Here is a 26,466-nt window from a genome sequence, read left to right on the forward strand (position 1 = left end):
ATGACCGCGCAATCGCGACTAGTGCTGAGCTGCAGATTTCTCTGCGACCTCTGCTTCCCACTGCGCGCGGGTTTCGCGGTTGCGCTCGGTCACCTTGCGGCCGCGCTTGGCGACGAGTGCACCGGTCCACAATGCGACTTCGCGTGCGATCAATCCGCCAGCAATCACTCGCGGATCAATGAGTGCGAGGGCGAAGAGCAACTGAGCCTGCTCTGGAGTGTTCTGGATGACGCCGTTAGCGAGTAGAAGCACTCCAACCGTGCCGAAATAGACGACTAGTCCAACAATGATGCTGGCGAACACGTGAGCTGCCCAGCCCGCACGGTTCACGAGGAGGGCAATAATGATCGACCCGAGAGCGAAGAACGCAATGGGCACGTAAAACGCAGGTTGCTGCACGAACCCGATATCCACTCGACCTGCCTGTACGGCGTTAACAATCGCAACGGCGATCGCGAAGACGATGGCGAAAACCAGGGTGGAAACGAGGGCGATGAACACACCAAAGCCGCGGTTGCCTGCCGCCTTGGGCGGTGTCGGCGCGGTTACGTAAACAACGCGCGGTTCGCCGGATGCCGAAGCGCTCGTGGCGCCAGCGGCACTCGTAACGTTGGGCTCATACTCGGTGACGATCTCGGGCTCATACTCAACCACTGGTTCTGCTAACGGTTCGGCTTCGGCCTCGACCGTCGCGTCGTCGTAGACAGGGTCAGCAGATGCAGCAGATGAGTCGACAGCAGGCTCTACAAGCGGCGTGGCCGTCGTTGCTGTTGCTGCGTCGGTGGCCGTCTCGTCAACGACTACGGCATCCTCAATGTTGTCGTGGTTCAGATCGGAAGAACCACGCTCTACAGATGGATCGGTCATGACTGTTGCCTCCTCGTGCCAGCGACTGATGAGCCTAGTCTACTGAGCGAAGGTTCAAAAATGAGGAGAACGCCACGACTGAGTGCATCGTGGCGTTCTCGAGTCTCATCTGCGTCTAGTTGACGTTGGTTCCTTCACCGGTGGAAACAATCGTGGTCGGGCCATCAAGCAGCACATAGACGGCGCCGCTAATTGTCATCTCCCACGTCGTCAGGGTGCTGTCAGCCTCGACCGAAACATTCGCGACGGAAAATGATCTATCGGCAGACTGGACACTCTCGAGGAATGTGTGAATGGCGGAGTAGGAGCCAGCGATCTGGATGTCAACACCAATAGCTACTAGACCCGGCACTGAGGGCACCGACTGTGAAGCGGATGCTACATCAGGAGCGGGAGCAGGGGTCGCGGCATCCGTTTCAGCAGTGCCAGCTTCGTCGCCTTCAGCAGGCACGACCGGCGCAGCTTCCTCCTCGGGTGCTAGCGCATCCGCAGCGCTGACATAGCTGATTTTGACCAGCGTAACGCCAGCTGCTGCGGCTAGGGAGCCGAGTTTGCTTGCGAAGACCGACGTTTCGTGGCCGGTCGGAATTGACCGTTGCACTTCTGCCAAGTCTGCAAACAACGTGTCCGAGTTCTCCGACAGTGCTTTCAAATCAGCAAGCTCGTTCTTCTTTAACGAGTTTTGGAGTTCAACACTCGCAATCTCTTCGTTTGCGCTATCGGCCGCCGCGAGCGCGGGCGCTACTCCGGCGGCATAGCCCGCCAGCAGGATCACAATGACCGCGACGGCCCCGATCAGACTCCACATTCGTGTCAATGTCATGAGCCGTTCTCCTCTTCATTCGTGCCAACCTCCGGAGCGGGAGTTTCACTGGGTGCGGGTGTTTCTGTCGGCGCCGGAGCAGCCTCTTCCCCTGACTCGGCTTCTTCGCCTTCTGGCACGAAACCGTCGAAGCGATGAAGGAGCGCGTCGCGACTAATCAAAACTGCTACTTGACCGGTGTAATACCCCGCCTCGTCCCATTCTGCCGAGACAACCGAAATGTCAGCAACGCCGGGAACGTCAACTCCTGAGCGAACCCAAACATCAAGTTGCGCGAGCGTCGGGGCGAGAATTCGGATGTTGAACATTGCCATACGTTCCGGGTCTAGCGGTGAGACAGACTCCCCGTATCCCAGAAGCGGAGTGGCGGTTTCAAAATCGTAGGCACCAATCGCCATGCCGGAAGAAAGCTTGCCGCCCAGACCACTCACAATAGTTCTGACCGAAATCTCGGTAGATGTCGCGAATATTCGAGCACTCGTGCTCGATTGGAGCTTCTGGTTCGCCGTGCGTACCTCGGTGTACTCGCCCTGTTGTTGGGTGAGTGAGAGGGTGGTCGCTCGAGCGTTATCTAGGGCGAGAACACGTTGCAGAGAGACCAGGTTCGCGCCACCCGCCGCAAGAATGGCGACTCCTAGCGCGATGATGGCGACAAAAATTGCTCGCCCTCTGGCACGATTGGCTGCCTTACGTTGGCCGACTTCTGGTGGCAAAAGCCTGACATGGGGTGGGTACGCAATTGCGACCTTTACCTCACGACGTGCTGCTGGTTTCTTGTCGCTCATGCTGAGACCCCCGTAACCAATCCAAGTGCGAGAGACATATCTTGAGCGTCACCCGTGCCACGAAGGCCACGAGCCACAGTCACCAGCGAGAACGGATCAGGCTGCGTCGCCGGTACTTTGGTGAATTCGGAGACTGTCTCAACAAGACCGAGCAAGCGTGAACCGCCCCCGCTCATAACGATGCGATCGATTGCGCGGTTACTTCTCGCGTTCTGGAAGTACTGCATCGTGGCACGAATGGCCAAGAGCGTTTCGTTGACGAGTTCGAATGATACTTCGAGTGCTGGGCGCTGCTCAGGCGTTGCGCGCGCGGCAACAACACCAACCGAGCGTTTGATCGCTTCGGCATCACGCGTCGAGATGTCCATGCGCTGCGAAATTCCCTTGGTGATGTCGGCTCCTCCGCTGGGGAGAAGACGCACAAAGTGAGGTACGTGGCCATCGAGGGCGACGAGCGTAGTGGTAGCGGCACCGATGTGAACCAAAAGAGTTGTGAGGTTCGCTGACTCCGGCCCCGAGAAAAGCCTCGTGAGCGCGAAGGGTGAGAGATCGACGTTCTCCGGGTGGACGCCAGCAGCAACCGCCGCGTTCACGTTCACTAGGACAGGAGCCTTGATCGCAGCGACGAGCATTCCCGAGAGCATCGGGCCGTTTTCGCCCTCTGCCTCTGCGGCGGGGTAGAAGTCGAGGAGGGCCTCGGTCGCTGGCACGGGAAGAAGATCCTGCACCTGGAACGGAAGCGATTCGCGCACCTGGTTGAGTGGTAGTCGGGGAACTTTGATGTCACGCGCGAGCACCTTGGAGTTGCCGACTCCCAACACGACTTCCTTCGTACGGATGCCAGTCTGTGTCCACAGTTTGCGGATGGCTGCAGTTACGGTCGCAGAGTCAATTACCTCTCCGGCACGCACGGCACCTTCGGGCAGCGGGACTTCACCAAAGCGAAGAATCGTTGGTCGTGGTTGTTGTGGATTCTCGACCTCGACAGCACGAATGGCTGTCGTGCCGATGTCCAGTCCTACTAGTTTCTTTCCCATATATCCCCCCGGTGACGATCAGCTAAGACCGCTCGCCACCATATATCCGTTCCAAATTTGTGATCCGAAAGCAATTCCCAACCACGCTCCCGCTATCATCCACGGCCCGAACGGAATTGCGGTGCGACGACGCGCCCGTCCGATCAGCACCAGCACAACAGCGAAGACGCCGCCAAACAAGAATGCGGCGAATGCGCCAACCGCAAGCACACCCCAACCGAGCCAGCCCAAGTAGAGGCCAAGAACGGCGGACAACTTCACATCGCCCATTCCCATCCCCCGTGGAGAGATAAGCGCCACAATGAAGTAGAAGACGAAGAGCGCTGCCGCACCGGCTAGGGCACCGAGGAGCGCACCCCAATTGCCGGTACCTACGCTCGCGAGAGCCAAGAGCGCAACTCCGACCAGAATCGACGGCAGCACGATCTTGTTTGGCAGTGTTTGAGTATCGAGATCGATCAGCGTCAAGGCGATCGAGATCGCCGCCAAATAGAGAAAGGCCGGCAAGGTCCAGATCAGGTTCGTCTCAGCGCCAACGACTGCCGCGATGACACCAAAAGTAATTGCCGTGCTCGCTTCGACGAGCGGATAGCGAGCAGAGATCGGCTCACCGCAGTCTCGGCACTTTCCGCGCAGCAACAGCCACCCCAAGACGGGAATGTTGTCGTACCAGCGAATAGCGTGCTCGCATTTCGGGCACGCGCTCGGCGGTGTCGAAATCTTTTCGCCCCGTGGCACGCGCCACACTACGACGTTCAAGAAAGAGCCGACGGCTAATCCAAGAAGCACCGCAAAGATAACGAGCAAGAAAGTTGCGGTCATCAGAGCTTGGCACCCGTTGAGGCGAACGCTGGCGAAACTTCAATCCACACGTTGACGCCATACGTTGTGGTCACCGGCGACAAGAACTTCGGAGGCGCTGTATAGCGCAGTCGCGTGTCATAGACGTAGTCCTTCGAGTATCCGCCGCTGCCCGAGCGCACGATTCCACGGAACTTCTGCGCAATTGCTCCGTTTACCGTCAGCGTTCCTCGCCCGTTTCCCACACCGGGATTCTGCACGGCGAACGTGTGCCCGACAGACAGAATCGCGGCATCGATGTGACGGCTGTTGTCATTAAGCACAGTGTTGTAGCTGTTGCGAGCAGGGTTCCAGACCCACACAGCGTCGTTTCCGACGAGACCCAAAACATCCTCTTGGGCGTCGTTGTAACGAATGTTTCCCGTTATATACACGTAGTGCTCGGCGGAGAGAGTTGCCTGCCCGCTGAGCGTGCCCTTCACGAAGAGGTCACCAGACCGACATCCGTATGAGCTGCTGGATGCCGACTCATTGTGAGTCGGGTAGCCAATGCCATTGCCGTTGTTCTGGCCGTCTTCACCCTCACACTTCAGCCCGGAGGGAAGGTCCTTGTTTTTAGTTCCCGAGTAGTTGGGGTCGGTGGAGACCGCGGGAACATCCTGAACGTAGATGACGTTGCTCGGCGGCAATGTGAATGTGTCGCCGGAGCTGCCAGTGATTCGGGAAATGTTGCCGCACTCTGACGGGGTGCTTCCGCCTGTCGCGGGCGAGCCCGTGATCCGAGTTTTCTTTGTCCACGGCGAGTGGACCGTGATGGTTCCGTTCGAGTTCAGGGTGATCTCGGTTGGCCCGGTGTAGAGGCAACCAGGACGAGGAACACCATTGGTAACTAGATCTGATCGCGTTTCCCGAAGATGCTGAGAGTTCGTAGCAGGCATTCCAATTACCGGGCTGAAGGCCGGCGAATTGGGGACGCCGAACGACTGTCCGCTGCAGCTGTAGCCGCGCGAGTCTCGGGGGTTGTACCGAAGCCCACTTGACGGCGCGTAGCTCGTCGTTACAGCACCGAGGAACGTCGCGTTACAGATCCGGATGGTGTCGTTGGAGTGGGCTGGACCGTCGACGACGTCGTTGCTACCGAAGGCAATCTCACCGCAGTTTCCTGAGATGCCGCTGCGGCCATCCCACCAGTATTTAACGCACGAGCTTGATTCGCCCGAGAATGCCGGATCCTGAATTTCATAGTCAGTGAAGTAGAGGAAGTCGATGAATCCAGACTGCCGAAGGTCGGCCACGATGGTGCGAGTTTCTGCGCCGACTTTTCCCGTCGAACGCACACGAATGACGCCGCTGCCCGCATAGTCGGAGTTGTCAACTTCGTAGCGGAAAGAGGAAGCTCCGGCTCCGCCAGGAATGGGCACCCAGGGCTGACCCGCTGCGACATTGAAAGCAGGATTTGCATTCGCCCCGGTCGGCAGTCGCACGTCACTACCGGCAGAAAATGTCGCTGCCGGGTTTCCGTACTGCACATAGGAGGTGTCTTCTGAGAGCCGGCTCTGGTAATCCTCTACGCCCGCGTAGGCAGCAGCGAGCGATGCCGACCATTGTTGCGTCGAAGCAGCCTGGCGGAACCCACCAGTGGCGAAGGCGACGGCGCTAGTGACGAGCAGTCCCAGCACCACGGTAATGCCGATCACCATGGGCAGAGCGGCACCGCGTTCTCCGGCGATGCGAGCGCGCAATAATCGGATCATCGGTTGATTCCAATCCTAGAGAGACCGAGGTTCGGGATACCTACGGTATTTTCCAGACTTGCTGTTTTCGCACGTCCGGTCGGGTCAGTTTGTACGGTCATCGACACCTTGACAGCCGCCACCTGTCGACGCTGCGCCAGGGTGAGAGTTCCGCCAGAAGGGACAAGTTCGACGTTTTGGTCATTAAAGAATCGGAAGACCGGGGTCGTTCCGACCGCAATTTGGCGAACTACTGTCCGTTCGGATGCCACTGTTGGCTCAAAAGTGAAATAGCCAGACGTCAAGAGGCGGGCACTCCAACGCCGCTCAACGAGGGTGCGGTCGGCAGTAATCACGAACTCGACCTTGACGGGCTGGGGGTTCACCGCATCCGTATCCAGGTAGGCCTGCAGCACGACGTGTTCTGCGCCTGCGTAGCTAAACACGGGATCGTTGAGCGTTGAACTAGCCACAGGGTTTTCAGTTCCCGAACGAATGACTCGCGTGAGCTCATTCATCGCGATAGTCGCGCCAGCAGTGTTCGACGTCGCGGAACGCTCGCTCGCAAAGGTGGTAGTAAACGTGATGAAGATGGTCATCACCATGGCCAAGAGCATTCCCATGAGAGCGATCGTGACGATGAGCTCACTCAGGGTGACTCCGGCGTCTTCACGACGGACTCGCGAAACATGAGCGAGCAGCGCTGTGCGAAATTTGTTCATTATGGTGCCACCCGGGGATCAACAGTCACTATTCCCGGAATGGCGGCGGTGCCACCAACAACGGGAGAATTGGCCTCACTAGACCCAAGATTCGTCCAGCCGCTGCCGCTGGCTTTTTGCATCTGCCACGTGCCGTACGGAAGTGCGATGTGAGTTGTGTCAGAAGCCAGCGAGTCGAAGGTCAATACATTGCTCGTGGTGCAGCCAGGATCGGCACTCCCCAATACCGGGTTGGTTGAAATCGCCCGAAGAACCTTCCCCGATAGGCCGTTCACAGCTACGAGCCCCATCGGAACAGTCAGATCGACGGTGTCCCCCGGATTCGCTGCGACCGGAACAGGGGTTGGCGAGCGATAGATGGTCCCTGCCACGTCGACCTCTGGCCACAGTACGGGGTTCGGTGATGCGCAATACGGCGCAGTGCTCGTCGTGTCTTCGGGTTTCGCGACATATTTTCCGGCATAGCCGATGTAGCCCGATCGCCACGGGAACAGGTCAACATCGCGAGAAAGGTTCGCGTTGCTGGCGCTGCTCAAATGAACCCCATAGGAACTACTAAAGGAGGTGGTCAAGTCCTTAGGAATCTGGATCTTGGCAGGAACCGGGTCAGAAATGTACTTCACTCGGAACTTCGCTGCTTTGTCGTAGTTGAAAGAGACTGAGCTGGCGGTGCCGGCGACGACCTGCGTGAGCTTGGTTGGCGCAGTAATCTGACCGGCATCCGTGATGTACCCGGAGCGTGAAACTTTGACGTTGTAATTACCCGGCGCCACCTTCAGGATGTAGCTGCATCCCTGAGCATCAGTTGCCGGTGGCGACACGGAAAGGTTTTGGGCACCGTTGGCGGGGGACGCCGGAGTGGCAGTCACTTGCACTCCCGCAGCACCTCCACCGGAGCCACCAATTACCGAAACCAGAATGGTTCCGAGCGCCGGGTCGTTAATTCGATCATCCGGAGCTAGGAGGGTGTCAAAGCGAACGGGCTGAGTGCCCTGGCGCATGTTCGGCCACGTCACGGCGATGTTGATGCGCTTGTACTGAAGGGTTCCGCCGCCGGTGCCACACGATGCCGAAGTGTTGCTCGACGACACCCACTGCGTGGAACGGGTCACGGTGAAGACATCGCCGTTGAGAGTCTTCGTGTAGGTGTCATCGAAGAGGGTGAAAACGTCGCCAGCATCTCGAGCCAAGTCAATTTCTTGAGAGGCGAGGTTTGCTGCAACGACGCGAGAACGGTTATCGCGGGTAACGCTGAGAACCGTGGTGAGTGTGTGAAGCACGCCAAGCGAAACAATTGCGAAGATCATCATCGCGACGAGTACTTCTAGAAGGCTCATTCCTGCGTCGGAGCTACGAAGACGCTGTAGAACCTGATGCATGATGAGCCCTTTCGTACGGGTTTAAGGGTTTCGGGTGAAACGGGAGAGAAGGGTTCTCTCGTGAGAGCGATCACTCCCGAGGTGTGAAAACGGGGCGCCGCCGCTTGGCGACGCCCCGTTCACGGTCTAGCTACGGGTTACGGTGTGTCACCCGAGAAAACGGTCGTACCGTTCGAGCTGGTGTACGTCCAGGTTTCATCGACGTAGTCCAAGTGCGAGAAGACGAGAATGTACGAGGTGGCAGTGGGCGTGACGCTGTCGAGCACAACTCGCGGAGTTGGCTTGTAGCCGTTGTCCTTGAGACCAGTTTCGTCAAGACCAGTAAACGAACCGTTGTTGCTCACCGCGAAGGTCTCAGCCGCGATAACCGAGTTAGCGATATCTGACTTAACCTGCGATTCCCAAGCGCCCTGGCGCTGGTTGAGGAAGAACGGGATGGCGATCGCGGCAAGGATGCCGATGATCAGAACAACAACGAGGAGCTCAACAAGAGTGAAGCCCTTCTGGTCGTTCTCGAGGTCGTTGCGCTTGGTGCGCAGTGCTTCATGCATACGAGTAATCATTTGGATTTCCTGTCTGTGGTTCGGATCTTGGACAGGGGCCCCCAGAAAAATGAGCTTCTCAGCCCCCCACAGAAATACTCTCAACATGTGCACCGGCTGAGAATCCCACAAACGGGGGTGAACTGGCGGAATTACGACCCCAGTGCGAGGGGGTAAACGCGAGTCGTGCCGGAATAGTCAGTCATCAGACGTGATATTGCAGGGCATGGTGCGCCCTGCCACCCGCGCTAAAGCCAGACGGGGACGCTGCGGCTCGGGCCACATCGTCCCCGCCTGGGGCTGCTAGGTGTTACTTGATCTGGTCGAAGATGGCGAAGATAGGGAGGTACAGCGCGATCACCATCACGCCAACGATCGCGCCGATAACGCCGATCATAAGGGGCTCAATGAGAGCCGTGAGCTGCTCAGTGGTCTTTTGTACTTCGTCGTCGTAGAAATCAGCAATCTTAGAAAGCATGACTTCCATCGAACCGGCATCTTCACCGACCGCGACCATCTGCGTCACCATCGAGGGGAAGACACTTTCGCGGGCTAGCGGAGCTGACACCGACTGACCTGAACGCACGGAGTCCGCTACACGCTTAAGCGCTTCTTCAATCACGTAGTTGCCGGAGGTTTCTCCAACGATCGACAGCGCTTGAAGAATAGGTACGCCGGCGCCCAACATTGTTCCGAAGTTACGAGTGAATCGTGAAATCGAAACCTTGCGGAACAATGGCCCGAACACGGGCATCCGAAGCTTCCAGGGGTCGAGGAACTTGCGCACACGCTCAGTGTGCTTATTCTTGCGCCACCATGCGGCAAAAATTACTCCAGCAACGACAAGAATCGGCGCCACAAACTTCATTCCATCTGACATCCACACCAAGATCTGGGTCAGCAAAGGAAGTTCGCCACCGAGGTCAGCGAACATTTGCTGGAACACCGGAACGATGAAGATAAGCATGCCAACGACAGCGGCGATCGCCATGATCAAAACGACAACAGGATAGGTGAGCGCGGACTTAATCGTTCCGCGAAGCTTTACTTCTCCCTCAAAGTTGTTCGCGATTGACTCGAGAGCGTTGTCAAGGAATCCGCCAGTCTCACCAGCGCGAACCAAATGAATCATGATCGGCGGAAAGACTGTGCCGTGCTTGGCAAACGCGTCGGAGAGCGTTCCACCAGTCTCGACGTCCTGACGAATCTCGCTCAGAGCCTTCGCGAGAGTCGGGTTTTCCGTCTGCTCCGAGAGGATTACGAGAGCGCGAATGAGGGAGAGGCCCGACGAGATCATCGTCGACATCTGCCGGCTCATCACGGCGAGGTCATCGAGACCAACACCCTTCTGCAGAAAGCCGAGGTTGATCTCCATGTTGAGACCGGTGCCAGAACCCGCCTCGGTGACAGAGATCGGGCTGATCTCCATCGAGCGAAGCCGCATCAGAACCTGATTCTCATTCAGAGCATCAATGCGACCCTTAACGACCTTGCCCGACTGATCGCGGGCCTTGTACTCAAAGGACTTCGTCGTCGCAGCAGTAGAAGCCATTAGTTCGGTACTCCTGTTGCGCTATCGCCCATCAATCGGTTCATTCCCTCAGGATCGTGAGCCTTAGCCATTGCTGCTTCTTCAGTAATGGCGCCAGACTTCGCGAGGCCAGCAAGGTGCTGGTCCATGGTGTGCATACCGCCGCTACGGCCGGCCTGCATCGCCGACGGAATCTGGTAGATCTTTCCCTCACGGATGAGGTTTCCGATAGCAGGAGTCATCGTGAGCACCTCAGTGGCCACAACACGACCCTTGCCACTTGCGCGCCTAACTAGCGTCTGGCAGATAATGCCCTGCAGTACAGCCGCGAGCTGAGTGCGAACTTGCCCCTGTTGGTGCGGCGGGAAGACGTCAATGATGCGGTCAACAGTTTGCGCGGCATCCTGAGTGTGCAGTGTGGCAAACACAAGGTGGCCGGTCTCTGCCGCGGTCAGTGCAATCGAGATCGTTTCTAGGTCCCGAAGCTCACCGATCAGGATGACGTCGGGGTCTTGACGAAGAACGTGCTTGAGCGCCGCCGTGAACGAGTGCGTGTCGCGGCCGACCTCACGCTGGTTGACCAGCGACTTCTGGTTGCCGTGCAAGAACTCAATCGGATCTTCCACCGTCACGATGTGGTCAGCGCGAGTGCGGTTCACCAAATCGATGAGAGCAGCGAGCGTTGTCGACTTGCCAGAACCGGTTGGACCCGTCACGAGTACAAGGCCACGAGGAAGAGTCGCGAACTGCGAAACGGACTCCTGGATACCCAAATCCTTCAACTGCTTGATCTCAGTCGGAATGATTCGGAAAGCAGCGCCCATGTTGCCGCGGTCCATGTAGAAGTTCACCCGGAAACGGGCAGCCTCAGAAAGCTCAAATGCGAAGTCAAGCTCGAGAGCCTCAAGGAACTGGGCCTCCTGCTTCTCATCGAGAATGCTGAAGAGTGCGTTTCGGGTGCGATCCTTGTCCCACTCGGCTGAACCCTCAAGCTGCTGAAGGCCACCATCAACGCGAATCATCGGCACCGCACCGGAAGCAATGTGGAGGTCAGAGGCGCCCGTGTAGACGACCTCCTTTAGCGCGTCGAGAAGTTCTGGGTTTGCCCCTTCCTTCGCGGTCAACTCCATCTCGGGGCGCAGATCGCGCTCTTGCTCAACGATCTTCGGAACCGAGAGCAGCTGAGACTCACGCGGAGCCGCCGCTTGCTCGGCACCGAAGCCGCTCGTGAAGGTCAAAAGACCCTCGGTCACGCCGGGAGGCGGGAAACTAGTGAAATCTTCCGTCGGCGCATCAGAGCTCGACACATCGAGGAGTCGCGTTGCCGCATCTTCCGCAGGCGCAGCGGCTGGCGCTGGCGCTGGCTTCTCGGCGGCCGGGGGCGCGGCGAATGTTTGAGCGGCGGCTGCCGGAGCATCCGATGCTTCAGAATCTGATGCGTCAGAAAAATACGGAACTTCGGCGGCCGTAGCCGACGGCGCTGGAGGCGGAGTGGGAATGGAAGCACCCGCTGCTGACGTAGCGGCAGAGGTCTGAGACATTGCTCCTGCTGCAGCCTGACGGAACAGCTCATCAAGAGAATCGATTGACGTCACGGGCTCAGATGCCATGCGGCGCGCGCGACGCCCACCCTCAGCGGCGTCCGCAGAGGGTGCGGATGCTGCTGGCTCGGCCGGAGCTGCAGGTGGCGGTGTTGGAGCGGCAGCTGCCGGAGCCGCCGGTGGGGCGGATGCTGGAGTCGGTCCTGGCACACTCGCTGGCTCATTGCTGTTGATCGAGCCAGAAGGCGGTGGAATTGTCGGAAGCGGTGAGGCCGGCACGGTCGCTGCCGAAGCCGCGGGTGCAGCGCCAGTCTGCGCCCACTCCGGGAACGGAGTCGACGACGCCTGCGGGTTGCTCGGCCCGGGAACACTCGTTCCCGCAGCCGGAGGTGGAGAGTTCGTGGGAACACTCTGCCCAGAAGGCGCACTGTTCCCCTTCGGTGTGAACAAACTTTCGTCTACCGATTGCGACGGGATGTCGTAAATCCGCTTAGCCATAATTCCCCCAGATACTTCGTCTTATGCGACGACGCGCAAAATCTCTTCGATGGACGTCAAGCCCAGTTGAGCCTTAGCCCAACCATCCATGCGCAGAGTGCGCATCCCCTGCTCGATCGCGACGCGGCTGATCTCCGCGCTAGATGAACGAGCAACGGCGAGACGTTCAATCTCTTCAGACACTGCCATCACTTCGTGCAGTGCAATTCGACCGCGGTATCCCGTCTTGGAACACACGGTGCACCCGACAGGTGCGTACAAAGTCGGCATCGGACCTTCTGGGTTGAAGCCGACCTTCAAGTTAACGAGATCCTGCGGGTTGTGAGCTGCAGGCTGCTTGCACCGATCGCAAAGGCGTCGGGCAAGTCGCTGAGCGACAACACAGTCAATTGCGGAACCAACCAAGAATGGCTCAATGTCCATCTCAATCAGTCGCGTGATAGCGGCTGGTGCGCCGTTGGTGTGAAGCGTGCTCAACACAAGGTGACCGGTGAGTGCTGCTTCGATCGCAATCTGCGCCGTCTCTTGGTCTCGGATCTCACCGATGAGAACAACATCCGGGTCAGAACGCAGAATTGAGCGCAGCGCACTAGCGAATGTGAGCCCAGCTTTAGGGTTGACCTGCACCTGGTTGATGCCAGCCATGCGGTACTCCACCGGGTCTTCAACCGTGATGACGTTGATCTCGGGACGCGCAACAGCGTTAAGCGTTGTGTAAAGCGTCGTCGACTTACCAGAACCCGTTGGCCCGGTAACGAGGATCATTCCGTAGGGCTTCGTGTACGCCTCTTTGTAAATCTTGGCGTTGTGCTCAAGCAGGTAGAGCTGGCTCAGGTCGAGTGTCGTGTTCGAGTTGTCGAGGATTCGCATAACGACTTTTTCGCCGTAGACGGTCGGCAACGTTGCCACGCGAAGGTCAATCTTCTTTTGACCGTGGATGACCGAGATGCGGCCGTCTTGAGGCTTGCGACGCTCGGCAATGTCCATTTCGGCCATAATCTTGAGGCGCGAGATCACGCCGTTCTGGATCTGGCGGGGTGCACGCTGCATTTCGTGCAGAACACCATCGATGCGGTAGCGAACACCAAGGTCGTGCTCGCCGGGTTCGATGTGAATATCGGATGCCTTGTCTTGGATGCCCTGGCTAATCAGCAGGTTCACAAAACGAACAATGGGGGCGTCGTCTTCTGTCGGCTCGTTGTTCGAAGCGAGGGCAACATCTGTGGACGTTGCCTCTTGCTCAAGCTCGCTACTGAGGCTCGAAAGCTCGCCATCGGCACGGTGGAAACGATCGAGAGCTGTCTGAAGGTCGCTGCGCTCAGCAACCACGACACGGATTTGGCGTCCGGTAGCCGAACGGATGTCATCTAGGGCGAAAATGTTGCCAGGGTCGACCATGGCCAACACGAGGTATCCCTCGGAGAACGCAATGGGCAGAACCTCATGGCGACGGCAGATTGCCGCCGGTGCGAGAGCGACCGCCTGGTGGTCTACAGCGAAGTCAACAAGCTCGACAAACGGAACTCCTGCTTGCGCAGCACGCGCCGATGCGAGTTGCGCCGGCGAAATTGTTCCGCTGTCGAGTAGATTTCTGACGAGTGCTTCTTCATCAGAATGTGAAGTGCCCACAGAATCGATGCTCTCAATCGGCATCATTCCACGAAGAATCAATACTTCAGCAAGTGTTGTCACGCGTGCCTCCCCCCAAGGTCCTAGCAGAGTCCCACGCTAATCGAGACACATCAGCACCACTAGTCCCACATGCGAGGGGTAGTCAAGACGTTTCAAGAAGCCCATTCGCCGCGAGTCGCAGCATTGATTACCAAATTCGTGTTTTTTTCGACGTAAGCAGCCAATCGAGGCAACGCACACTCGTTGATCACGTCGGCGATGTCTTGACTCTGGCGGTGAGCGCGTTCGCTGACGGTCGAACGCGCTTCGTCGATGCACGAACGGCACGGCAGAGTGGCACGTCCGCCTACTCCAGTGCAGTGACGATCTTCATGGAGAGCAACAGCGAGCTGCATCGATACAAGCTCGAGCGTCTCAACGAGGGAATGTACAAGGTCGTGCGGCCAGTGTCCACGCCGATCGAACGCGGCGAATTCGGATGCCCGGCAGTTCACGCATCCCGCGGCAGTACCCGCCTCGGGGCTGCGCCATTCGGAAACCAGGCGGTACCAGCGCTGAAGTGAACACTCAATGAGATCGTTAACCGCGTGACGATTCACAAGCCCTTCGCCCCCTTGATAGTTACGACTAGTCGATGGTCGCACCGCGGGGCTCATTGTGGCAGTCGTCACTATGAATGACACCCGTTTGGGGGACAGACAGAAAGTTCCGGTACGGTTGTCGTAGGCAGGTGCGAATCTGTGACACTAGCTAGTTCACCCTGATCCGAACGGGGACCTGATTGACAACGCAGGATAATGTTCAGCGCACTTATCGCGTAGGACACGTGGATGACCACGAGACAGTGCAACTGGGCTTCGCCTCCCTACTTTCGCAGTGCCCGGACATCACTCTCGTTGAATCAGTTTCACGCGTGAGCGAGCTCAGTTCACTCGCTGATGGCCTCGACTTGGTCGTGCTCGACATACGCCTCTCTGACGGCAGCACTGTTGAGTCGAACGTCGCGTGGCTACGCGAGCAGGGAGTCAACGTTCTCGTTTTCACCGCAGCAGACAATGCTGGTGAGGTGCGGGCGGCATCCCGGGCCGGGGTCTTGGGCATCATGCGAAAGTCTGAATCCCGAGACGTGATTGTGGATGCAGTGCGTGAAGCCGCCCGCGGCAACCCGGTAGTCACCACCGACTGGGCTGCAGCCCTTGACTCCGACCCTGAACTCGCAGCTGCCGGACTGAGTCCCAAAGAACAAGAAGTACTGGCTCACTACGCCTCTGGGGACAAATCGATCGCTGTCGCTCATCGCGCTGGTCTCTCGTCGAGCACGGTCGCAGAATATGTGCGCCGCATCCGCCACAAGTACGCCATGGTCGGTCGCCCGGCCCACACCAAGGTTGACCTCTACAAACGCGCCGTCGAAGACGGCATCCTTCCCCCACCGAACTCGTGACTTACGTCTCGTGAAGTCGCCATTGTCACGCCAGCCGATAACTGCCAGCGCAGAACTCGGTGTGGTTCGCGTTATGAGCGCGGTACTGGCCGCAACCACGATGCTTTTTCTCGCATTGACGGTTGGTTCGCTCACGGATCAGAAACCGTTCGTCGTTGAGCACTGGCAGACCGTGGCCGCGATGACAGTTTTTGGGTTGCCGGTGTTGATGGCGGCAGCGTCACCATGGAGTTCACTCCGCGTTCTCCGTGCGATGCACGGCACTTATGCGCTTCTCTTTACCGCCGTTGTGCTGAGCTGGATCCCCGCCTTCATCAACGGCCCCATGCCCGCCGAGATGGCACCCTGGACCGTAGGCATGACTGCTCTCGCGACTGTTCCCGCTGCAATCGCTTGGCGCCCGACGATCACGTGGACCTTTCTCATTGCAAGCTCGCTCGTCATTGCCCCCATTCGAATCATCGCTGACGGTGGTGCCGACGTTTCTCTCGCCTTTCAGTTCGCGTTCTTCACCATTACGGTGTGCGCGGTGTTCACCGCGGTAGCCACTGTCGCGATTCGCGCCGGCCGAGACGTGGACGTGGCAACCGCTGCGGCGCGGGCATCATCAATGCGTGCCGCAGCGTTGACCGCACGCGCCGAAGAACAAGCTCATCTCGATGCGCTCGTTCATGACGAAGTAATTGCCACCATCTTCGCTGCGGCAGGCGCCGGGAGAAGCGATTCGGAGTCGACGCGGACACAGGCCGCGCGCACGATCGAACGACTGAGCGAGCTTCACGAGGCCACAGCCAACGTTCCCGAACTCATCCACTCTGACCACCTCGTGCAGGGGCTGGCAACCTCCATCGCAGAGACGACGGATGCCGCAGAATTTACCGTGACCGGCGTGCGACATCCCCCGATCCCGTCGTCAATTGCCAGCGCGCTCATTGAAGCGACAGTCGAGGCACTGCGCAATAGTGTCGTGCATGCTGCACTTGGCTCGGCACTCGTCACTCGCACCGTCGCGCTTCAGCTGAGCGATGACCGCGTTGACGTCTCGATCACCGATGACGGGCGTGGATTTGATGCTACCCAGGTGCCGAAGAATCGCCTCGGCATTATGGTGAGCATCTTGGGCAGAGTCAATGCGCTACCTGGTGCAAGTGCAACAGTGTGGTCGCAGCCGGGCGAAGGTACTCGAGTGAGCGTCGGGTGGCACGGATGAAGCCCTATGTGGGCGTTCCGCAACGGCTAGAACTACCCGAACTGACCGGTCGTGGAGCCCATCTGCTGATTTGGATCTACTACGCCACAATGTCGACGCTCGCCGTGCTCTCTCTCGACGATGTGCACTCCCCCACAATCGTCTATCTTTCCGTGGTCGTCTTCGGCGCGATCTGGTTCGCACTCACTCAAGACACGAGCGAACGAGTCAGTGTTCGAGTGTGCGTGTTCGTTATCTCGGCCAGCGTCTTCACCACGGTGCTCTCGTCGTGGAATGCGATCAACGGCGGTTTCTCGCAGTGGTATGTCGGTGCGGGGGCGCTCGTCATGTTCTATCTCAGTCTTCGCGGTCGTGATTTGCTCGCGTGGGCCGGTTTCGCCGCTATTGGAGCGGCCGCTATCATCTGGGGCCTGACCACCGATGATCGTTTGCTTGAATCAATTCTCTTGGTAGCCCGCCAAGCGCCGATCGTTCTGGTCGGCTCCCTCTTTGCCTACGGCATGAAGAGAACCAGTAAGAGGCTAGAAAACGTGCACGACGCCGACACCGCTCGGGTAGCGGCCGAGGCTGCGGCCCTCGCCCGAACCGCAGAACGTTCACGTCGTCTCGCAGCGCTCGATGCGGCGGTTGGTCCTCACTTGCAACGCATCGCTGATGGTTCCCCGCTGAGCGATGACGACCGGCAGGAACTCCTCGTCGCAGAAGCACGACTCCGTGACAGCCTGCGTGCCCGCCAGCTGGACTTACCGGAAATCGTTGCGGCCGTTCAACGCGCTCGACGACGTGGTGTTGTCGTGCTACTGCTCGACGATCGTTACCCTCTGGCACTCCCCGCCGGGGCACTATCGCGCGTCATCGATGCGTCGGTTCGGATGCTCGACAATGCGAGCGACGGCACAGTCACCATTCGCCTGCTTCCCGCCGGCCGGCAACTTCTCGCAACTCTCGTGGCTGACGGCCATGAGTATTCCAGAGCCGAACTGCCAAGCGCTCTCGCAGATACCGACGCCTCAGAGCCAGTAACCCGCAACTGGTAGCGGTAGCGGTAGCGATAGCGGTAGCGGTAGCGGGTAGCCAAGAGCGGGAAGCGCGAAACCGCTACAACACCGAAAACGACGAAGGGCCCCTCGTCGCGATGACGAGGGGCCCTTCGGTGGTATCACCCGCAGGTGACTCCGAGACTACTTAGTTGTAGGTTCCCGGTGTTGAGTCATTTGAGCTGAAGCTGTCGAAGTCGACGAAGCTCAAGTCGCTCTCGCTGAGGCTTGCGTCATCAGCGAAGATGCGGTTGGGGTAACGTTCGGCTTTCGCCTCTTCCGTTGCCTCGACCGATACATCGCGGTAGCGCGGCAATCCCGTACCAGCCGGGATGAGCTTACCGATGATGACGTTCTCCTTGAGTCCCATGAGCGGGTCAGACTTGCCTTCCATGGCCGCCTGCGTAAGAACGCGGGTGGTCTCCTGGAACGACGCGGCCGACAGCCACGACTCGGTTGCCAGTGAAGCCTTGGTGATACCCAAGATCTCCTGACGCGCGGATGCCGTTGCCTTGCCCTCGGTGAGTACCGACCGGTTGAGGTCGTTGTACTTCGAACGATCAACAAGCTCACCAGGAAGCAGACCGGTGTCACCGTGGTCAACAACAGTCACCTTGCGGAGCATCTGACGAACGATGACCTCAATGTGCTTGTCGTGAATCGGTACACCCTGCGAACGGTAAACGCCCTGAACACCATCAACAAGGTGCTGCTGAACGGCACGGACACCGCGGACTCGAAGAACTTCCTTCGGGTCAACGTTTCCGACGTGCAGCTGCTTGCCGAGTTCTACGTGCTCGCCATCCTCGATGAGGAGGGTTGCGCGACGCAGGATCGGGTAAGCGATGGGCTCGTCGCCATTGTCTGGCGTGAGGATCAGCTTGCGACTGCGGTCGGTGTCTTCAATCGTGACGCGACCAGCGGCTTCTGCGATGGGGCTTGCACCCTTAGGGGTACGAGCTTCGAAGAGTTCCGTAACGCGGGGAAGACCCTGCGTAATGTCGTCTGCCGAAGCAACACCACCGGTGTGGAAGGTACGCATGGTCAGCTGGGTACCGGGCTCACCGATCGACTGTGCGGCGATAATTCCGACAGCCTCACCGATGTCAACGAGGAGACCAGTTGCGAGCGAGCGGCCGTAGCAGACTGCACACACACCAACAGCGGACTCACACGTGAGCACCGAGCGAACCTTGATGCTGTGAACTCCAGCAGCAACCAGCTTCTCGAGCAGAACGTCTCCGACGTCGGCGCCAGCCGAGGCTACAACTACGCCCTTGTCGTTGGTGGCGTCAGCAGCGAGGCTGCGTGCGTAGACCGAGTTCTCAACGTTGTCGTCGAGGATCCACTTGCCATCAGCGTTCTGAGCTGCGATCGGCATGTCGAGTCCCTTGCCGGTGCCACAGTCGTTTTCACGAATGATGACATCCTGCGACACGTCAACGAGTCGACGCGTGAGGTATCCCGAGTCTGCGGTGCGCAGTGCGGTGTCAGCCAGTCCCTTACGGGCACCGTGAGTCGAGATGAAGTACTCGGCTACGGTCAGGCCTTCCTTGTAGGAGTGAACGATCGGGCGAGGAATGATCTCACCCTTCGGGTTCGATACCAGTCCACGCATACCGGCGATCTGACGAACCTGCATCCAGTTACCACGAGCACCAGACGACACCATGCGGTTGATGTTGTTGTCAGTGCGGAAGTTTGACTGCATGGCAGTTGCCACTTCTGCGGTTGCCTTGTTCCAGATCTCGATGAGCTCCTGACGACGCTCAGCGTCGGTCGTGAGTCCCTTCTCGAACTGGCCCTGAACCTTGGAAGCCAACTTCTCGTAGCGACCGATGATCTCGGGCTTGTTCGGCGGGGTCACGATGTCAGACAGCGCAACGGTTACACCGGAACGAGTAGCCCAGTGGAAACCAGCATCCTTGATCGCGTCTAGAGCCGCAGCTACATCTACCTTCACGTACCGCTCAGCGAGGTCGTTGACGATGGCCGAAATCTGGCCCTTGTCAGCGAGTGCCTCAATGTACGGGTAGTCCTTCGGAAGCGCCTCGTTGAAGAGGGCACGACCGAGGGTCGTCTCCATGAGCTTGGACTGACCCTGTACGAAGCCCTCAGGGGCATCTTCTTCAGAGAGGTACACGTTGTCGAGACGCAGACGCACCTTGGCGTTGAGATCAAGCGAGTGCTGATCGAACGCGAAGATCGCTTCAGCAACCGACGAGAACGCACGGCCTTCCCCAGCAACGCCTTCCTTGAGCGTGGTCAGGTGGTGCAGTCCGATGATCATGTCCTGTGTTGGCAGGGTCACCGGGCGACCGTCAGACGGCTTGAGGATGTTGTTGCTTGCGAGCATGAGGATGCGAGCTTCAGCTTGCGCTTCCACCGACAGCGGGAGGTGAACAGCCATCTGGTCACCGTCGAAGTCAGCGTTGAATGCAGCACAGACGAGGGGGTGAAGCTGGATAGCTTTACCTTCAACGAGCTGAGGTTCGAATGCCTGGATGCCCAAACGGTGCAGGGTTGGTGCACGGTTCAGCAGAACTGGACGCTCGCGGATGATCTCTTCGAGTACGTCCCAGACCTGCGGACGTGCACGCTCAACCATGCGCTTAGCGCTCTTGATGTTCTGCGCGTGGCTCAAGTCGATAAGGCGCTTGATAACAAACGGCTTGAACAGCTCGAGAGCCATCTGCTTCGGGAGACCACACTGGTGCAGCTTGAGCTGCGGTCCAACAATAATCACCGAACGACCGGAGTAGTCAACGCGCTTTCCGAGCAGGTTCTGGCGGAAACGACCCTGCTTACCCTTGAGCATGTCGCTCAAGGACTTGAGGGCACGGTTACCAGTACCGGTGACGGGGCGGCCACGACGACCGTTGTCGAACAGTGCGTCAACGGCTTCCTGAAGCATGCGCTTCTCGTTGTTGACGATGATCTCGGGAGCACCGAGGTCAAGGAGGCGACGCAGACGGTTGTTGCGGTTGATCACACGACGGTAGAGGTCGTTGAGGTCAGAGGTCGCGAAGCGGCCACCATCCAACTGGACCATCGGGCGAAGCTCCGGAGGAATAACCGGAACAACGTCGAGCACCATTGCGGCCGGCGAGTTGCCGGTCTGCAGGAACGAGTTGACTACACGCAGGCGCTTGATGGCGCGGATCTTCTTCTGACCCTTGCCGTTAGCGATCTGGTCGTGCAGTTCAACGCTCTCGAGTGCAAGGTCGAATGCCTGAAGGCGCTTCTTGATTGCCTCGGCTCCCATGAATGCCTCGAAGTAGCTTCCGAAACGATCCTGCAGTTCCTGGAAGACGGAATCCTCAGGCTTGAGGTCACCAATCTTGAGGCTGCGGAAGTCATCCCAGACACGCTCGAGCTGTGAGATCTGCTCGTCGATCGACTTGCGCAACTGAGACATCTCTTTCTCAGCTGCATCCTTGACGCGACGCTTCTGGTCGGCCTTGGCACCCTCTTCTTCTAGGGCGGCGAGGTCTTCCTCGAACTTGGTCAAGCGCTCGGCAATGCGGGAATCGCGCTGACCTTCAAGCGTCTTGATTTCGAGACGGATCTCGTTCTCAAGCGCAGGCATGTCAGCGTGACGGCCCTCTTCGTCGACCGAAATGATCATGTAGGCAGCGAAGTAGATGACCTTTTCGAGGTCCTTCGGTGCCATGTCAAGCAGGTAACCGAGACGGCTCGGAACACCCTTGAAGTACCAGATGTGAGTAACCGGAGCAGCAAGCTCAATGTGACCCATGCGCTCGCGGCGCACAGCCGACTTGGTTACTTCAACACCACAGCGCTCACAAACGATGCCCTTAAAGCGGACACGCTTGTACTTGCCACAGGAGCACTCCCAGTCACGGGAAGGACCGAAGATCTGTTCGCCGAACAGACCATCCTTCTCCGGCTTAAGTGTGCGGTAGTTAATGGTCTCTGGCTTTTTAACCTCACCATGCGACCAGCGACGAATGTCGTCGGCGGTAGCGAGACCGATTTTGATTTCATCAAACGCGTGAACGTCGAGCAATTTATCTTCTCTCTTCGAAAGTTCTGCAGTCGGTTTCGGTCTGGTTAAATCTCGTCAACAGACGAGGACTCGAACCGGGCTGAAATATTGATGCCCAACTCTTCGGCGGCGCGGAAGGCTTCGTCATCCGTGTCGCGAAGGTTGACCGTTGAGCCGTCGGCCGAAAGAACTTCGACGTTGAGGCACAGCGACTGCATTTCCTTGATAAGAACCTTGAAGCTCTCGGGGATACCGGGCTCCTGAATGTTCTCGCCCTTAACGATGGCTTCGTACACCTTGACGCGACCGAGGATGTCGTCCGACTTGATCGTCAGAAGCTCCTGCAACGCGTAGGCGGCACCGTAAGCCTCGAGCGCCCACACTTCCATCTCACCGAAGCGCTGTCCACCGAACTGAGCCTTACCACCGAGTGGCTGCTGAGTAATCATGGAGTACGGACCGGTTGAACGAGCGTGGATCTTGTCGTCAACGAGGTGGTGCAGCTTGAGGATGTACATGTAACCGACCGAAACGGGAGCCGGGAACGGCTCGCCAGAACGACCATCGAACAACGGGGTCTTACCCGAAGAGTCGATGAGACGAACGCCGTCACGAGTAGGAGTCGTTGAGTCAAGAAGACCCGCGATTTCCTCTTCGTAAGCACCGTCGAATACGGGGGTAGCAACCTTGGTGCCTGGCTCAGCCTTGTAGGCCTCCGCTGGCAGGTTCTTAGCCCACTCCGGGTTGCCTTCAACTTCCCAACCCTGCTTCGCAACCCAACCGAGGTGAGTTTCGAGTACCTGACCGAAGTTCATTCGGCCGGGGATACCAAGCGGGTTCAGGATGATGTCAACCGGGGTTCCATCAGCCAAGAACGGCATGTCTTCGACAGGCAGAATCTTGGAGATAACACCCTTGTTGCCGTGACGACCAGCGAGCTTGTCACCTTCGGTGATCTTGCGCTTCTGGGCGATGTACACAACAACACGCTGGTTGACGCCAGAGCCAAGCTCGTCATCGTTGTCTGCGGAGAATTCCTTGACAGCGATGATCGTTCCCTGCTCACCGTGGGGAACCTTCAGCGAGGTGTCGCGAACTTCGCGGCTCTTCTCGTTGAAGATGGCACGGAGCAGTCGCTCTTCAGCCGAAAGCTCAGTCTCACCCTTTGGTGTGACCTTGCCGACGAGGATGTCGCCTGGGCGAACCTCAGCACCGATACGGATGATTCCACGCTCGTCGAGGTCAGCCAAGAGTTCTGGGCTGACGTTCGGCAGATCGCGCGTGATCTCTTCTTTACCGAGCTTGGTGTCGCGAGCATCCACTTCGTATTCTTCGATGTGGATCGACGACAGTACGTCATCCTTGACCAAGTTCTGGCTCAAGATGATGGCGTCCTCGAAGTTGTGACCCTCCCACGGCATGAATGCCACGAGGAGGTTCTTTCCGAGGGCAAGCTCGCCGTTTTCGGTTGCGGGACCATCAGCGATGACCTGACCGACTTCGACGCGCTCTCCAGCACTGACGATAACGCGGTGGTTGTAGCTCGTGCCCTGGTTAGAGCGGTTGAACTTGCGCAGGAAGTAATCCTGCGTTCCACCCTCATCAAGCTGAACAACAACGATGTCTGCAGATACCTCAGAGACAACACCGGGCTTGAGGGCAGTGACAACGTCACCGGAGTCAATTGCGGCGAAGGCTTCCATACCGGTTCCGACAAGCGGGCTCTCGCTGCGCAGCAGCGGGACAGCCTGACGCTGCATGTTGGCACCCATGAGTGCGCGGTTTGCATCGTCGTGCTCGAGGAAGGGGATGATCGAGGTCGCTACCGACACCATCTGGCGCGGCGAGACATCCATGTAGGCAATGTCTTCAACGGGAACGAGGTCAACCTCGCCACCCTTCTTACGCGCAAGCACGCGAGGCTCAGCGAACCTCATGTCCTTCGTGAGCGGTGCGTTTGCCTGCGCGACAATGTAGTCATCTTCATCGCTGGCAGTGAGGTAATCGATCGTGGTCGAAACAACACCGTCAATGAGGCGACGGTACGGGGTCTCGATGAAACCGAAGGCGTTAATACGTGCGAACGATGCGAGCGAACCAATCAGACCAATGTTGGGGCCTTCAGGAGTCTCAATCGGGCACATACGGCCGTAGTGAGAGGGGTGAACGTCTCGAACTTCAACACCAGCGCGTTCACGGCTCAAACCACCCGGGCCCAGCGCCGAAAGGCGACGCTTGTGGGTCAGGCCCGCGAGCGGGTTGTTTTGGTCCATGAACTGCGAGAGCTGCGAAGTACCGAAGAACTCCTTGATCGCAGCGACGACGGGGCGCACGTTGATCAGGGTTTGCGGGGTGATCGCTTCGATGTCCTGCGTTGTCATGCGCTCGCGAACAACACGCTCCATACGGCTGAGGCCGGTACGAACCTGGTTCTGGATGAGCTCACCAACAGCGCGGATGCGACGGTTGCCGAAGTGGTCGATGTCGTCAATGTCGAGACGAACGTTGACCTTCTTGCCATCGCGGACGCCCTTGACACTGGCTACTCCGCTGTCACTAACCGAGACACTGGGTGCCGAGTTGTCGTGAAGCGAAACCATGTACTTGATGGTCGCGATGATGTCTTCAACGGTGAGCACCGACTCTTTAATGTCAGTGTCGAGACCGAGCTTGCGGTTGATCTTGTAACGACCAACCTTCGCGAGGTCGTAGCGCTTGGAGTTGAAGTAGAAGTTGTCAAGAAGCGCGCGTGCGGCTTCAGCAGCAACCTGCTCGCCTGGGCGAAGCTTGCGGTAGATGTCCTTGAGCGCTTCTTCCTTGGTGAGGATGTTGTCTTTCTCCAAGGTGGCTTCGATCGACGGGAAGCCCTTGAATTCTTCAAGGATTTCTTCGCTCGAGAGGCCGAGGGCCTTCAGGAAGACCGTGACCGACTGCTTGCGCTTGCGGTCGATGCGAACGCCGACCTGGTCGCGCTTGTCGATCTCGAATTCAAGCCAAGCACCACGGCTCGGGATGATGCGAGCCGAGTAGATGTCCTTGTCGGACAGCTTCTCGGGCTGGCGGTCGAAGTACACACCAGGCGAACGGACGAGCTGCGAAACTACGACGCGCTCGGTTCCGTTGATGATGAAGGTACCGCGAGCGGTCATGAGCGGGAAGTCGCCCATGAACACGGTCTGAGTCTTGATCTCACCGGTGAGGTGGTTCATGAACTCGGCGTTGACATACAGGGGAGCAGCAAAAGTCTTGCCGCGCTCCTTGCACTCATCGATGGAGTACTTGGGCTCTTCGAGCTCAGGCTCCGTAAACGACAACTGCATCGTCTCGCCGAGGTCTTCGATCGGTGAAATCTCTTCAAAGATTTCATCGAGACCACTACGAGTTGGCAGATCGGTACGACCAGCGGCAACACCGTCAGTTACACGGTTCTTCCAGATGTCGTTTCCGACCAGCCAATCAAAGCTCTCGGTCTGCAACGCGAGCAGATCGGGAACCGTTAGCGTGTCAGTGATTTTTGCGAAAGAAAGCCGCGAAGCTGAGCGGCCGTTTTTCGGGGACTTATTGGTGGACGCATCGCGCGCAGCAGCCAAGGAACAACCTCCGTGAACCCCGTCGGGTTCGTCTGTCAAGATAATTGACGGTCGGTAATGAAATGCTCACCAGAAACACCCCGCCGCTATACTCGGGGCACCCAGCTGTCCGCAATATGACTGCTTAATTTGTCTGGGAGCGCAAGGATCTACTATAAGCCGGTTTGCCGCGCCGTGTCCACCCGATTCTTGACCAAATTCACGATTTCGGCTAGGGGTTTGCTGTGAGTCCCGAATTACGATTCTTGGCGGCCAGCGCTCCGAATGCTTCCCAGATCAAACGGTGGGCATTATTCACCGTGATATCGGCGTGGTCATAGGCCGGGGCGACCTCCATGACATCGAAACCAACGACATCCATTTCGAGCACAATTTGGCGGATGATACGCAGTAGATCAATGGGAGCGAAGCCACCGGGCTCTGGCGTTCCTGTTGCCGGCGCGAAACCAGGGTCGAGTACATCGATGTCGATCGAAATATAAACCTTGGATGCCCGAGCCTTCGCCGCAGCAATGATGTCGGGAATGACGGCCTTGACGCCGCGCTCCCAAAACTCTTGCATCATGAAGTGCTTGAGGCCGTTGTCGCGCATCCACTTCTGATCTTCTTCGCCAGGCCAATAGCCACGCAGCCCGACCTGCAAAAAGTTGGGGCCCGGAATCGCGCCAGACTCAATGAGTCGGCGCATGGGGGTTCCGTGGCTGGCGAGGTTGCCCTCAAGAATGTTTGCGGTGTCGGCGTGCGCGTCGAAATGGATCATCACGACATTGCCGAAACCGTGATGCTCGGCGACCGCAGTAGCCGCCGGCCAGGTGATCGAGTGATCCCCGCCGATGATGAACGGCACGATGCCTCGACTCGCCACTTGCGAGACGCGCTCGTGGATGGCCGCCTTCGATAGCTCCCACATACCGTGACTCGTAATGGCATCCCCATAGTCGACAACATCGAGATGGTCGAAGATCTCAACACCGAGATCGAGATGATAGGTGCCGGGGTAATAGGCGCTAGCCCGCAACGCCCGTGGCCCGAAGCGTGCACCAGGGCGGTTAGTGGTGCTGTCATCCCACGGTGCACCCACCACGGCGACATCGGGCATCCACGCATCGAGCTCTTCAGGCTCGCTCAGCATCGGCCGCATGCCAAAAGTTGCGGGGCCAACATAGGACTGGGCGTTCAGCTGTGCTTGCAGGTGAGGAGGAAGCTCACGGTTCTTATCGGCCATGCTTCACCGTAGCGTTCACCGCCGAGCCTCACGAAGAGGCGGCACCGACGACAACAAGAC

General features: G+C 58.3%; 20 protein-coding genes. 4 read left to right on the forward strand and 16 right to left on the reverse strand.

The genetic code is table 11. The features are described 5' to 3' along the window. Positions 1–18 precede the first annotated feature (18 nt). The 11 genes from AC1ENN_RS11960 to AC1ENN_RS12010 all read right to left on the reverse strand — a co-directional run bounded on the left by AC1ENN_RS11960 (position 19) and on the right by AC1ENN_RS12010 (position 11,830). Entirely contained in the window at positions 19–867 is an 849-nt protein-coding gene (locus AC1ENN_RS11960; protein WP_480406111.1) for a hypothetical protein, read from the reverse strand. 115 nt (positions 868–982) lie between these two features. Further along, positions 983–1,690, reverse strand: a complete 708-nt coding sequence (locus tag AC1ENN_RS11965) for a hypothetical protein (protein ID WP_480406112.1) — start codon at positions 1,688–1,690, stop codon at positions 983–985. Continuing rightward, complete coding sequence (locus AC1ENN_RS11970) at positions 1,687–2,475, reverse strand: fimbrial assembly protein (RefSeq protein WP_480406113.1); 789 nt, start codon at positions 2,473–2,475, stop codon at positions 1,687–1,689. The genes AC1ENN_RS11965 and AC1ENN_RS11970 overlap by 4 nt, the downstream gene beginning before the upstream one ends. Continuing rightward, positions 2,472–3,512 (reverse strand): type IV pilus assembly protein PilM, encoded by a 1,041-nt coding sequence (gene pilM, locus AC1ENN_RS11975; protein WP_449647456.1) that lies wholly within the window; start codon positions 3,510–3,512, stop codon positions 2,472–2,474. The genes AC1ENN_RS11970 and pilM overlap by 4 nt, the downstream gene beginning before the upstream one ends. A gap of 18 nt (positions 3,513–3,530) precedes the next feature. Further along, the gene (locus AC1ENN_RS11980) at positions 3,531–4,334 is read right to left on the reverse strand and encodes a prepilin peptidase (protein ID WP_480406114.1); all 804 of its coding nucleotides are present in this window, start codon (positions 4,332–4,334) and stop codon (positions 3,531–3,533) included. Beyond that, on the reverse strand, positions 4,334–6,067 hold the full coding sequence (locus AC1ENN_RS11985; protein WP_480406115.1) for a hypothetical protein: 1,734 nt from the start codon (positions 6,065–6,067) through the stop codon (positions 4,334–4,336). Before AC1ENN_RS11985 ends, AC1ENN_RS11980 begins: the two co-directional genes overlap by 1 nt. Beyond that, positions 6,064–6,768: a prepilin-type N-terminal cleavage/methylation domain-containing protein gene (locus tag AC1ENN_RS11990; RefSeq protein ID WP_480406116.1), complete on the reverse strand. Its 705-nt coding sequence runs from the start codon at positions 6,766–6,768 to the stop codon at positions 6,064–6,066. Before AC1ENN_RS11990 ends, AC1ENN_RS11985 begins: the two co-directional genes overlap by 4 nt. Then, positions 6,768–8,147, reverse strand: coding sequence for a type IV pilus modification PilV family protein (locus AC1ENN_RS11995; RefSeq protein ID WP_480406117.1), 1,380 nt, complete (start codon positions 8,145–8,147; stop codon positions 6,768–6,770). Before AC1ENN_RS11995 ends, AC1ENN_RS11990 begins: the two co-directional genes overlap by 1 nt. A 137-nt stretch (positions 8,148–8,284) precedes the next feature. After that, complete coding sequence (locus AC1ENN_RS12000; RefSeq protein ID WP_449647461.1) at positions 8,285–8,710, reverse strand: prepilin-type N-terminal cleavage/methylation domain-containing protein; 426 nt, start codon at positions 8,708–8,710, stop codon at positions 8,285–8,287. Positions 8,711–8,999: 289 nt separating this feature from the next. Beyond that, entirely contained in the window at positions 9,000–10,241 is a 1,242-nt protein-coding gene (locus AC1ENN_RS12005) for a type II secretion system F family protein (protein WP_449647462.1), read from the reverse strand. Further along, positions 10,241–11,830 (reverse strand): type IV pilus twitching motility protein PilT, encoded by a 1,590-nt coding sequence (locus AC1ENN_RS12010; protein ID WP_480406118.1) that lies wholly within the window; start codon positions 11,828–11,830, stop codon positions 10,241–10,243. Before AC1ENN_RS12010 ends, AC1ENN_RS12005 begins: the two co-directional genes overlap by 1 nt. On the opposite strand from AC1ENN_RS12010, the gene AC1ENN_RS12015 reads away from it, so the two are divergent. Then, entirely contained in the window at positions 11,829–12,245 is a 417-nt protein-coding gene (locus AC1ENN_RS12015; protein WP_449647464.1) for a hypothetical protein, read from the forward strand. The two genes, AC1ENN_RS12010 and AC1ENN_RS12015, sit on opposite strands and share 2 nt — an antisense overlap. 35 nt (positions 12,246–12,280) lie before the next feature. On the opposite strand, the gene AC1ENN_RS12020 is transcribed toward AC1ENN_RS12015, so the two are convergent. Then, positions 12,281–13,951: a GspE/PulE family protein gene (locus tag AC1ENN_RS12020; RefSeq protein ID WP_449647465.1), complete on the reverse strand. Its 1,671-nt coding sequence runs from the start codon at positions 13,949–13,951 to the stop codon at positions 12,281–12,283. Between the two features lie 92 nt (positions 13,952–14,043). Further along, a complete protein-coding gene (locus AC1ENN_RS12025) occupies positions 14,044–14,490 on the reverse strand; it encodes a hypothetical protein (protein ID WP_449647466.1) in 447 nt (148 codons plus the stop codon). A gap of 227 nt (positions 14,491–14,717) precedes the next feature. Here AC1ENN_RS12025 and AC1ENN_RS12030 point away from each other — a divergent pair, with 227 nt between their 5' ends. From AC1ENN_RS12030 to AC1ENN_RS12040, 3 genes are all read left to right on the forward strand, one after another. Beyond that, on the forward strand, positions 14,718–15,335 hold the full coding sequence (locus tag AC1ENN_RS12030) for a LuxR C-terminal-related transcriptional regulator (protein WP_449647467.1): 618 nt from the start codon (positions 14,718–14,720) through the stop codon (positions 15,333–15,335). A gap of 73 nt (positions 15,336–15,408) precedes the next feature. Next, complete coding sequence (locus AC1ENN_RS12035; protein WP_449647468.1) at positions 15,409–16,545, forward strand: sensor histidine kinase; 1,137 nt, start codon at positions 15,409–15,411, stop codon at positions 16,543–16,545. Beyond that, positions 16,542–17,582, forward strand: a complete 1,041-nt coding sequence (locus tag AC1ENN_RS12040) for a hypothetical protein (protein ID WP_480406119.1) — start codon at positions 16,542–16,544, stop codon at positions 17,580–17,582. Before AC1ENN_RS12035 ends, AC1ENN_RS12040 begins: the two co-directional genes overlap by 4 nt. Positions 17,583–17,730: 148 nt before the next feature. Here AC1ENN_RS12040 and AC1ENN_RS12045 read toward each other — a convergent pair whose 3' ends face one another. From AC1ENN_RS12045 to speB, 3 genes are all read right to left on the reverse strand, one after another. Beyond that, the gene (locus AC1ENN_RS12045; protein WP_449647470.1) at positions 17,731–21,612 is read right to left on the reverse strand and encodes a DNA-directed RNA polymerase subunit beta'; all 3,882 of its coding nucleotides are present in this window, start codon (positions 21,610–21,612) and stop codon (positions 17,731–17,733) included. Positions 21,613–21,656: 44 nt separating this feature from the next. Continuing rightward, positions 21,657–25,181 carry a DNA-directed RNA polymerase subunit beta gene (rpoB, locus tag AC1ENN_RS12050; RefSeq protein ID WP_449647471.1) on the reverse strand — a complete coding sequence of 1,175 codons (3,525 nt, stop codon included), beginning with the start codon at positions 25,179–25,181 and terminating at the stop codon, positions 21,657–21,659. Between the two features lie 211 nt (positions 25,182–25,392). Then, positions 25,393–26,406, reverse strand: a complete 1,014-nt coding sequence (gene speB, locus AC1ENN_RS12055; RefSeq protein WP_480406120.1) for an agmatinase — start codon at positions 26,404–26,406, stop codon at positions 25,393–25,395. Positions 26,407–26,466 lie beyond the last annotated feature (60 nt).

The sequence above is a fragment of the Rhodoglobus sp. G.S.23 genome (assembly GCF_056675935.1).

Bases quoted from the DNA above. Each gene is read 5' to 3' on its own strand.
- AC1ENN_RS11960 (WP_480406111.1), bottom strand. From the start codon at position 867: ATGACCGATCCATCTGTAGAGCGTGGTTCTTCCGATCTGAACCACGAC.
- AC1ENN_RS11965 (WP_480406112.1), bottom strand. From the start codon at position 1,690: ATGACATTGACACGAATGTGGAGTCTGATCGGGGCCGTCGCGGTCATT.
- AC1ENN_RS11970 (WP_480406113.1), bottom strand. From the start codon at position 2,475: ATGAGCGACAAGAAACCAGCAGCACGTCGTGAGGTAAAGGTCGCAATT.
- pilM (WP_449647456.1), bottom strand. From the start codon at position 3,512: ATGGGAAAGAAACTAGTAGGACTGGACATCGGCACGACAGCCATTCGT.
- AC1ENN_RS11980 (WP_480406114.1), bottom strand. From the start codon at position 4,334: ATGACCGCAACTTTCTTGCTCGTTATCTTTGCGGTGCTTCTTGGATTA.
- AC1ENN_RS11985 (WP_480406115.1), bottom strand. From the start codon at position 6,067: ATGATCCGATTATTGCGCGCTCGCATCGCCGGAGAACGCGGTGCCGCT.
- AC1ENN_RS11990 (WP_480406116.1), bottom strand. From the start codon at position 6,768: ATGAACAAATTTCGCACAGCGCTGCTCGCTCATGTTTCGCGAGTCCGT.
- AC1ENN_RS11995 (WP_480406117.1), bottom strand. From the start codon at position 8,147: ATGCATCAGGTTCTACAGCGTCTTCGTAGCTCCGACGCAGGAATGAGC.
- AC1ENN_RS12000 (WP_449647461.1), bottom strand. From the start codon at position 8,710: ATGATTACTCGTATGCATGAAGCACTGCGCACCAAGCGCAACGACCTC.
- AC1ENN_RS12005 (WP_449647462.1), bottom strand. From the start codon at position 10,241: ATGGCTTCTACTGCTGCGACGACGAAGTCCTTTGAGTACAAGGCCCGC.
- AC1ENN_RS12015 (WP_449647464.1), top strand. From the start codon at position 11,829: ATGCGGCGCGCGCGACGCCCACCCTCAGCGGCGTCCGCAGAGGGTGCG.
- AC1ENN_RS12010 (WP_480406118.1), bottom strand. From the start codon at position 11,830: ATGGCATCTGAGCCCGTGACGTCAATCGATTCTCTTGATGAGCTGTTC.
- AC1ENN_RS12035 (WP_449647468.1), top strand. From the start codon at position 15,409: ATGAGCGCGGTACTGGCCGCAACCACGATGCTTTTTCTCGCATTGACG.
- AC1ENN_RS12040 (WP_480406119.1), top strand. From the start codon at position 16,542: ATGAAGCCCTATGTGGGCGTTCCGCAACGGCTAGAACTACCCGAACTG.
- speB (WP_480406120.1), bottom strand. From the start codon at position 26,406: ATGGCCGATAAGAACCGTGAGCTTCCTCCTCACCTGCAAGCACAGCTG.